7 protein-coding genes and 1 tRNA gene are annotated in these 9,233 nt (G+C 50.0%); 3 read left to right on the top strand and 5 right to left on the bottom strand.

Features of this window, described 5'->3' with window-relative positions:
• Positions 1-82 precede the first annotated feature (82 nt).
• A tRNA-Glu gene (locus G497_RS20225) sits at positions 83-153 on the bottom strand.
• A 499-nt stretch (positions 154-652) separates the two neighbouring features.
• Between G497_RS20225 and G497_RS0112280 the strand changes: the two genes are divergently transcribed.
• The 3 genes from G497_RS0112280 (at position 653) to G497_RS0112270 (ending at position 5,499) form a co-directional block, all read left to right on the top strand.
• On the top strand, positions 653-2,185 hold the full coding sequence (locus G497_RS0112280) for a DHH family phosphoesterase (RefSeq protein WP_027188363.1): 1,533 nt from the start codon (positions 653-655) through the stop codon (positions 2,183-2,185).
• Between the two features lie 401 nt (positions 2,186-2,586).
• The gene (locus G497_RS0112275; RefSeq protein ID WP_027188362.1) at positions 2,587-3,102 is read left to right on the top strand and encodes a hypothetical protein; all 516 of its coding nucleotides are present in this window, start codon (positions 2,587-2,589) and stop codon (positions 3,100-3,102) included.
• A 396-nt stretch (positions 3,103-3,498) separates the two neighbouring features.
• Complete coding sequence (locus G497_RS0112270) at positions 3,499-5,499, top strand: hypothetical protein (protein ID WP_027188361.1); 2,001 nt, start codon at positions 3,499-3,501, stop codon at positions 5,497-5,499.
• Positions 5,500-5,585: 86 nt separating this feature from the next.
• Here the strand turns inward: G497_RS0112270 and G497_RS18095 are convergent, their stop codons facing one another.
• The 4 genes from G497_RS18095 to G497_RS0112250 form a co-directional block, all read right to left on the bottom strand.
• On the bottom strand, positions 5,586-6,020 hold the full coding sequence (locus tag G497_RS18095; protein WP_051258105.1) for a PGDYG domain-containing protein: 435 nt from the start codon (positions 6,018-6,020) through the stop codon (positions 5,586-5,588).
• 5 nt (positions 6,021-6,025) lie between these two features.
• Positions 6,026-7,528: a DHH family phosphoesterase gene (locus G497_RS0112260; protein WP_027188360.1), complete on the bottom strand. Its 1,503-nt coding sequence runs from the start codon at positions 7,526-7,528 to the stop codon at positions 6,026-6,028.
• 99 nt (positions 7,529-7,627) lie between these two features.
• Entirely contained in the window at positions 7,628-8,761 is a 1,134-nt protein-coding gene (locus G497_RS0112255; protein ID WP_027188359.1) for a hypothetical protein, read from the bottom strand.
• A gap of 39 nt (positions 8,762-8,800) precedes the next feature.
• Complete coding sequence (locus G497_RS0112250; RefSeq protein ID WP_027188358.1) at positions 8,801-9,211, bottom strand: hypothetical protein; 411 nt, start codon at positions 9,209-9,211, stop codon at positions 8,801-8,803.
• Positions 9,212-9,233 lie beyond the last annotated feature (22 nt).

Genomic DNA, 9,233 nt, shown 5'->3' with positions numbered 1-9,233 from the left:
TTACGCAAGTGGTTAGCAATAGGTTAGCACAGCACGAAAAAAGGCACCTACGTTTTTACACGTAAGTGCCTGAATTTACTATTGGCGTCCCCAAGGGGATTTGAACCCCTGTCGACGCCGTGAAAGGGCATAGCTGCACCATTGTGAGACAATGATTTCGTAGTGTTAGCATACATGCACAGACACGAAACGACATCCAGATGCACCCCGAACTAACCCCACCGCTAACCCCATATGCGCCCCTGCACTCCGCATTATAACCTTACGAAGTCCCCCATCAAAGATGGCTCATTCTTATGCAACTTATAAAATGTTCACCACTTATACCAGATAAAAAAGTGTCCTGGGATGCACCTAATTTGCTGCTACAAAAATAATGCACATTTCAAATTTGGAAAATTTTGAAACCGCATCTTCCTGGAAGTGAGGAACGTTTACAGCAACAGTCAAGCTCAACAAAAGTATAAATCCGGATATGCCGTGAATGACATACGTCACACTACGCCCAACAATTGTGCAAGAAAAACTACCTCAATGCTGTCCGTTTTTTTTAACCGGGCAGCATTGATCGCTTGTATATTCTGCTCTCCTGCAGTAGCATCTAGAGCCTCACAAACAGAATAAATGAATGCAACGTATTAACGAGTGCCACATGATTTTGCCCGAAAAAAAGCTACAACTCAATGCATTAGCGCAAGAAAAGCACATTGCCATTCAATGCCCAGACGCACCCGGCGTGGACAGCATTGCTGCGGCGTTTGGTTTGTATTGTTTTTTCCGCTCTAAAGGAAAGCCCGCCACCATATTTTATGCAGGTAAGGAACCCATTTCCCGACCCAATGTGGTGGAACTGGTGCACCAGCTTTCCATTCCTTTAGAGCACAGAACAGACCCAGCCCCATGCAGGGGGCTCATCATTGCTGTGGGCTGCCAGCCCGGAACACCCGGTGCAACAGCCATAGGGTGTGATAGCCTTGTTGTTTTAGACAACCACCCCAAAGCAACCCCCTTGCCAGAACAAAGCGACATTCGCCCGCACCTTACTTGTTGCGCCACGCTTGTGTGGCATTTATTGCACGACGCAGACTACACGCTTGAAAAAGGGCTTGCCACGGCCTTGCTCTATTCATTGTACATTGAAAGCAATGCCTTTACCGAAATCCGGTTTCCCCTGGACGCAGACATGCGCGAAGCATTGGTGATTGACGAAGAATTATTCCGAAAGCTGGAGCGTTCCAACCTTTCATTGCAGGATTTGGCCACCACGGCACAGGCCTTGAATGCCTTGGAGTATCATGCCGAAGGGCGCTATGTATTGGTGAATGTACTGCCCTGCGACCCCAGCATTCGTACGTTTATTAGCACCTTGGCCATGCGGGTGAACAAGGTAGACATGGCTGTGGTGTTTTCAGAAACGCAGGAAGACGTTCGCTTTTCCATTAGCAGCGCCGTGCGTGATGTGCAGGCAACAGACCTTGCCCAGTGGTTCAGTGCCAACAAGGCCAACGCCACCGGGGGCACCCATGAGCAGGCTGGTGGTGTTATTCCTGCAAAGGAATGCACCCAGGGCAGTACAACGCCCCTTGCCTTTTTCCAAGCCCAGCTACAACGCTACCTGAACAGCTATAGCGTTATTGATTGCGCCGCCATAACTCACTTCAGCACACAAGGGTTCCGTGCCTATCAAAAACACCCTGTAGAACTTGCCTACATTCGTTGTGAAGATGTGTTTACTAATGGCACCGTGCTGCATGTGCGCATGCTGGAAGGGGACATTACTGTTGTGGCCAATGCGGATACCTATTTGATGATAGGCCTGCAAGGTGAAGTGTACCCCATTGCCAAAGAGAAGTTCGACAGCCTGTACACACCAACCAACGCCCCTGCCAACCCCAGGCCGTTTCTGTATCCTCCCACTGTGCGCAAAGACAATGCCCAGAACCGCACAACCCTGTTGCAACATGCTCTAGGGTGCATCAGCAAAGAATACCGGGTGCTTGCCCGCCAGTTGGACCACGGGGTAAAGCTGTTTACCCGTTGGGATTCACGCCGGTATGTTCGTGGAAACCCAGGGGACTGGCTGATACAACCCAAAAACGACAGCACCGACCTGTATGTTATTACCCGCGAGCTGTTCCCCCTGCTGTATACAGCGGTGCGCCCCGCGCAACACACAGGAGAATAACGGCGGCATGTGCTGCGGTACTGCCCCTTGACAGGATACTCCATTCCTTTTATTAGTCAGTGAATACGTTGTTCATGAAAGCAAGTTCTACAATGGAACGTGTGAACAAGGTACTTTGAGCTACCCCCATCAATTGGGGCACTGTTTAAGTATACACGTATATCTTTTCTCAAAACATCGTTTTTGAGTTCTTTCTTATTGTTTCCCCACACTTGCTTCGCACAGGAGCAAACAACGTATTCCCCGCAGACCCCTGCGCATGGGAACCATACGCCGTTTGCCACGTCACACCTTCACCTTGCTCAATGCACCATTGTTGCCAGGCAAGGGGTGTCTTTTGCCATGCCCCGTGCAGTCCATTTGTTCGGCCTTCAACTATTATTCATTTTCAGGAGAATACCATGGAATCTTATCAAACAATATGCTCCCAATGTGGCCTTGAATTTGCCCCTACCAATGGCACCAGCGCCAGCACGTGCCTGGACTGCGCCAGTAAAACCGAACAGAACCACACCACAAACAGGGCAAGTGTTCCGGCGGCGAAAGTGCGCTCGGTTCTTCACTTTTTTGGCAATGGACTCTGTTTTTTCCTGCTATACATGCTGTTCCTTCTGCCCACCTACATGCTGCCTTACCTTGGCTCAACTTCCTCTCTTTCCATTCTCAGTGCTGCCGCTTCTGGCAATATGAACCCCATTCTGGCACTGCATTTTACCTGCATGGTCGGGTTGGTTGTTACAACGGGCCTGCGTGGCTATGCCATAAAGCACCTCTGGTTACTCATTTTTCCCCTGCTGGCCATGGCTTTTGAATTCATCCCCCTTATTAACTGGATTCCTCTTGTGCCCACGGTGCTGCATGCCATTACCTTGTTTTTAGGCTTCACATTGGGTATAGTAAAAGCCGTTACCAAATAGCTTTTCAATTGCCACACGGTGTATTGCGCCACGTGCTAATACCCCCAATTATGACGTTATTCCAGAACCCCCTCCATACATTCTAAACACAATAAGGAGTATGTTATGAGCGTTGAAAAAATCTTGAACTCAATGATGCGGACCGCCCCTTCACCTCAGGAGATAGTTTGAGCAAGAATGCTCCTCTAAAACATGTTAACGTTAAAAAGTTGTATTTTTATTTCACAATACACATGGGCAACTCAACGTAAACCCATGTGATAGAGAGAATAAAATGACCCGCTTAGCGAGTTTCCGCTACGCGTCCACAGAGCATTTCAAAGTTGAAATGCTCTGTGGTCAACAGCAGAAGAAACTGTTTGCTGCAAGAAGAACCCATAACAAAGGATATACCGTATGTGCGGAATACGTTGGAACATGCCACTCATAACAATAGTTTTTTTGTTCTGCATTGGGCTCTCCAGCATCACGCCAAAAACGGTATGTGCCGCTGATTACAGCCAGTGGAATGGGGAGTGGGCGATTTCTCTTGAAAAAACATGGGCGCTGAAGCAGGAAGGCATGGGTGCCAATGTCCGTGCCGCCGTGGAAAAGGCCGTTCGAGAAAACGCCTACGCACGGATAACCATTGAGCCACAAAGTAATACGCTGCAATTTGCCCTGTATGCACCCGATGCCAAAAAACCAGGGGAGCAGGCAAAAAGAATGGCGTGGGAAGGACAACTGGTTCCCCCCGGCAATAGCAGCACCTCGCCCACGTTTACTGAAAATAATAGCGTAACCCCCGGAGCGGCCGCTCAAAAAATACAACTCCAGCAAGACAATACTCTTCTTTGGTCAGCCAAAGGCCTGAATGCGCAAGTGGTGCTGGTAAAGCGGGCAGCGGCCACCAGCGATGTGGATTACAGCCAGTGGAACGGAGAGTGGGAGATTTCAATACAAGATACACTGAACCAGTTGCCCAAAGAAGCGCAGGAAGATTTTTCAAAAGAATTACTACGTATAGATGCAGCCGAAACATTTTTCCGCATGCAGGCAGAACCGGGGAACGATAGTGTTACACTCTTTGCGTACATCCCTGAAGAAGGGAAATACCAAGAAAAGAAACTCTCCGTGCGCATTGAGCCCACGGAAAAACCAGATACTTTTTCGTATTCTCGGACAGATGCCGCAGAGATCAAACATGACAATAAAGGTACCATACAAATACTGTCAAATAGAAGTGCACTTATTTCTGTTGGCCCAAAGGGGGCTTCATTAGTTGCTGTTAAGCGCACCACCCCAAAGCTCGTGGAGCTGGAGGAACAGCAAAAAGCTGGGTATGGCAACAATCGCTATTCCCTTCTCCCCGGTATTACTTTTGGAATGAGCCCAACCCAAGTACAAGAAGTGGCAACAAAAGAAGATCATTATCGGAAACAAGTACAATTGGAAAAATTCGAATTAACTCATAATCAGCCTAGCGATGAAGAAACTTACCTTGCACTAATGGATTCCTTATTTGAACCACATGTTACTGAGATTAGCTTTTTGTTTAAGAATAACAAACTTATCTCGTTACGTTATAATGACCCCCTAAAAGGGAATTCACGAGAATCCATAGAAACATTAAACGCAGCAGCAAAAAAAACATATGGCGAGCCTGTACTTGAGGATGCCAAGAATACGTTTTATCTGTGCAACAATACATTCTACCTTATTATTCCAAGTTTTGAGGGTCCCCGGGATATTCCTGTTGCAATTTTAACAGAAAAAAACGTTTTTGAAGCATTGCGGAAAAAAAAGAAGGAAACCGCGGATAGTGCAACCCAGGCAGGCAGCCAGCTTGCAACCGACAATGGGAAAACACCAACCAGAGAGGGCATTACCAAAGGCCTCAACCCTATACTGAAAAATAGGAGAGGAAAACTCAGTATAGATAAGATATTAGACGATGTATTTTTCAAAAATGGCGAACTTGCAGAAATTGGGAATGGAAAATATACTTATATTTGCTATAGGGCGCTTGAAAAAGTTAACCTACTCTCTATGACGGAAATAAGCAGCAAACCTTCTTTTCCCGAAATTAAAAAATCGTACATGGTTAAAGTGATGCCGCAATGCATCAAAGAAGAATCTGATTACAGCTATTACGTGCGCCTGGCTGATATTTCCGTTGCGGAAATAGTTCAGTGGGACGTTATAATCCCTACGAGAATAGAGGTCTGGTTCACAAGAAACATTGACAACATGGCACCGTGGATTACGCCGGAAGTGATTGAAGCATGCTCCCACTTCTTTGGCAAGGACCTGAAAGCATATAAGGCTGGGAAATCAGAAAGTATAGACATGCAGTTTATTGACGGCAGTCATCCCCGATGGGAAGTCAACTACGTTGACCATGGTGGAACGTTATAAAGCACAATATATATGCCGGGCAAAGGTACTTCCTCTGCCTGGCATGGGTACATAGTAGCATGAGGTACGTGAGGCCAACAGTGCCTTCACCCCTCCACCGCATCATACGTTTGGGTAAAAATGTCGCCCCCCACAATGCCAAAGTGGCCCGCTGCATACTGCACCAGCCAGTCGCCCGGTTTGCCATGCAGCACAGCGCCCTGCCCTGTTCTGGCACTGAAGGGTTCTGCCATGGGCAAGGCCGCCACAGGGGTGGGCTGTTTGCAGTAAGCCCCCGGCTGGCCCATGGGTTGACCGGAAGCCGGAGCATATACCTTACGGAAATAATCATAGGCCACGGGCCACATTTCCTGCTGCGGGCCTTGCAATAAGGCATCGCCGGGCACATAGGGCACAAGCCCTTCCAGCGTTGCCAGCGTGCCTGCCTGCGTGGCAAAGCGCACCTGCACGGGGTTAGGCTTTTTCACCACAGCACACCAACCGGGGAGTTGGCGAATATCTTCTGTGGTAAAAACACGCACAGCGTTTACTCCGCTTCCTGGCAGGGTGTATATAGCCCCGGAAACAACGATTGCTTGATAATATAGGCATCACGCGGGTCTTCATGCCGCACAGCCACCCAGTCGCCGGGTTCCCCTTTCAGGTAATTTTCCGCATCCCACCGGGTGAACACCTTCATGCCTCGGCTCAGTTGCCAGGCCAGCACCCGGCTTTTCCGGCTTTGGCAGGCTTTGGCTACCCGCAGCAAATACACCCGCGTGCCTGCGTCTTTATCCAGCACCACAGGGGGGTAGTCCACATCCACCTTAAAGGTTTCATCCAGAGGGGTATAGCTGGTGGCAAAGGCCTGCTTGCCCATGCAGTACACTTCGCCGGAAATGCCAATCATTAAATAGGTATCATCCGTGGCCCGAATATCCATGTCGCCTTCCAGCATGCGTACATGGAGCATGGTTTTATCGGGAAACAGCTCGGCACACGGCACAAAGCCAATGCGGGCAGGCAGTTTTTCATACGCAGCCATGCCCTCCAGCACAACACCCCCGCTGCTGGCACAATCCACAATTTCATAGGCAGCAAAATAGGCGCGTATTTGCGCCAATAAAAAATCCATAATGCTCTGGCCCGGCTTGGCTTTTTCAAACATGGCCTTGTTAATGAAGCCACCGGCTTTTTCCACATGTCCCCCGCCGGAGCCTATGCCCCCCTGCACCAGCCAGTTGGCCAGTTCTGAAGCCTTCACTTCCCGCACGCCCGTGCGCACGGAAAATTTGTAACCTGACTGCTCGTGAGAAAAAACCACCGCCACATCCACAGCGTCCACCTGCATGGCTAAATCGCTGATAAACCCAAGGATATTGGGGTCGCAGGCCGGCACCCCCATAACCACAAAGCGCCCCTCCGGGTGATATTCCAGGGCATTCAGGGCCGCAGAGGCAATGGCAAGGTCGTCCAGGGAAAGGTTGGAACGCTTCAGTTTTTTCACAATTCGCTCATCTGGCACAAGGTTATCCCACATGTCGCGGTCGGAAGGGTGGCGCACCTCGGCAAACCCGTTGGTGTCTGTATACAGGCCGTAAAATAACGCTGTAGCCACTTCACTTGGAAAGGCATACCCTTCAGCTTCCAGCAACAACCACAATAACGTGGAACAACTGCCAAGGTAGGGGCGCAAGTCCGCCAGTGGGGGCAACTCGCGCTCCTGAATATGGTGGTCAATAACTGCCACGTGGCTGGCGGAAACATGGGTTACGTTGCCAGCGCCATACTGGCAGTCCACCGTTACCAGCAGGCCAGGGCACGGGGCTGGCTTTGGTTCATACGCCAAAGGAATATGCAGCGATTCCACCATGGCCAGCAAGTTTGGCTTGGAAATGGGGTTGCGGCCGGAATAAAACAGCGTGGCCTGCTTGCCTGCTTGCTGGCAATAACGGTACAGGGCATACCCGGAGGCAATGGTGTCTGCATCCGGGTTGTCATGGCACTGAATGTGGATGGCATCAAAAGCAAGCAGTTCATGCAAAAGCATAGAAGACTCCTTCAGTCCGGTGAAAAACAATAAGGCTCGGTGGTGAAAGAAATAATGCAGCGTTACTTTTATTGAATCGCAATCAAGAGTAACAATACCCTATTCTCTGTTGGTTACCTTACACCGCACAGAGCTAATGCGCTGTAATTCCTCAAAGGAAAGGGTAAAGCTCACCATTTGTTCTGCCCAGGGGCCAGCCCCCGCAGTAAAATTGCACTTACCATCCATAAACTCCATGGAATTTATGGCAGGAGCAACGCACGTGCCTTGCTGGTATTGGGAAAACGCAAAGACATTGGCAGGCCCATTTTTACGCGCACTTCCCCCCAAGGCAAATTCTTGTGAGGTAACAACAGCCTCTGCGGCATCAAGCAGCTCAACCTGTACGCCAATGGCGGTATCACGCCCAAATGCGGCGGCCAGTGGCTTTGGCACCTGGGCAATGCGCCACCTGCTGCTATTTTCCCCGGCCATTTCAAACACAGCCAGTACCAACGGCCCTTCACTATTGGAAGGTTTTTCCGCCAGCCCAACGGCTTTGCGCAGGGCCGCAATAGTTTGAGAGCCTGTGCCCGGCAGCGTATATACCTTTGAAGTCACCCCGAGTTTTTCCAGCATAGTGTGGATGCCTGCTACAAATTGGGCATACTGCGCGCTTTCAATACCAAGGCGAACAGGTATGTCAATGCGCATGGCTGTGCCACTCATGCGGTGCCTGGCCTGCCCAACGTCGGCTGTGGCCTTAAGGACGCCCGCTGGCAGAGGCCGCAGAAAATCCCCCAGCACTGCCCCGGCATCGGCCTTGCTGCTTTCATGGGTGTTGTGGCCTGTGACCATGCTCATGCCATCCAGTGAAGTCACGTACAGCCCCGCTTGCTTGAGGGCAGCCTCAAGTGCGGTATCATTCACTTGCACACGCAGGAGAACAGCCACAAGGCCGCCATCCACAACGCGGGGCTCACCCAACGGTTCCACTGCCAAAACAAACTTGTTTTGCTGGCCCAACACACGTTCTTGCAGGGTGCCTTCCTGCTGCACCAGCAGGGGCACAGGCACCATGCGGCCCAAAGCTGCGCGCAAGGCATTGGTTTTGCCTGCCTGCTCGGCGGCTTCCGGGGTGCGGCCCACCCCGGCGCTTACCACTTCCAGGCCCGCAGCCTGAGCGGATACTGAAATATGCACAAGCAACAACAATACGACAATGCACAACGTTACAGCCTTACTGCAAACCATGAAGTGCCTCCGGCAATGACAATGCAACACCATTACGTATTAGGGGGTGGGCAGGTTAATGTTGGGGAAAAGACTTTTTAATGCGTTGAGATCAAAAGGGAGGTAGGCAGTTTTTGTCCCATCATTAAGAACTGTCGTATCAGGAAAACTCGGTATTTTATCTTGCAGTAAAGCTTCTGTTTTGGTTTGCATAACCTTTCTGGTTTTAAAAATGTCCGCCATTTTTTTGCTGTCTTGCCCCTCTGTGAGGGTGGCTACATACTCCAACGCAATTTTGGAAGCCATTGCCTTAAATTTGTTAGCGTCTTTACCACTTACAAAAATGCGGATTACGTGGGTTTGGTAATCTATTTCCACTTCATCCGTAATGGGTGTCCATTCTGCATGGGCCACACTGCCCCACAAGAGCATACCAAGCACAAGGCAGGGGAGTAAAAAAGCGCGTTTCATTTACAATCATCTCCTTGGGTTT

The sequence above is a fragment of the Desulfovibrio cuneatus DSM 11391 genome (assembly GCF_000430005.1).
GTDB lineage: Bacteria > Desulfobacterota > Desulfovibrionia > Desulfovibrionales > Desulfovibrionaceae > Frigididesulfovibrio > Frigididesulfovibrio cuneatus.
Note: the sequence above shows the minus strand (reverse complement) of the source record. Positions and strands in the feature narration are given on the sequence as shown.

Bases quoted from the DNA above. Each gene is read 5' to 3' on its own strand.
- G497_RS0112250 (WP_027188358.1), bottom strand. From the start codon at position 9,211: ATGAAACGCGCTTTTTTACTCCCCTGCCTTGTGCTTGGTATGCTCTTG.
- G497_RS0112280 (WP_027188363.1), top strand. From the start codon at position 653: ATGATTTTGCCCGAAAAAAAGCTACAACTCAATGCATTAGCGCAAGAA.
- G497_RS0112260 (WP_027188360.1), bottom strand. From the start codon at position 7,528: ATGCTTTTGCATGAACTGCTTGCTTTTGATGCCATCCACATTCAGTGC.
- G497_RS0112275 (WP_027188362.1), top strand. From the start codon at position 2,587: ATGGAATCTTATCAAACAATATGCTCCCAATGTGGCCTTGAATTTGCC.
- G497_RS0112270 (WP_027188361.1), top strand. From the start codon at position 3,499: ATGTGCGGAATACGTTGGAACATGCCACTCATAACAATAGTTTTTTTG.
- G497_RS0112255 (WP_027188359.1), bottom strand. From the start codon at position 8,761: ATGGTTTGCAGTAAGGCTGTAACGTTGTGCATTGTCGTATTGTTGTTG.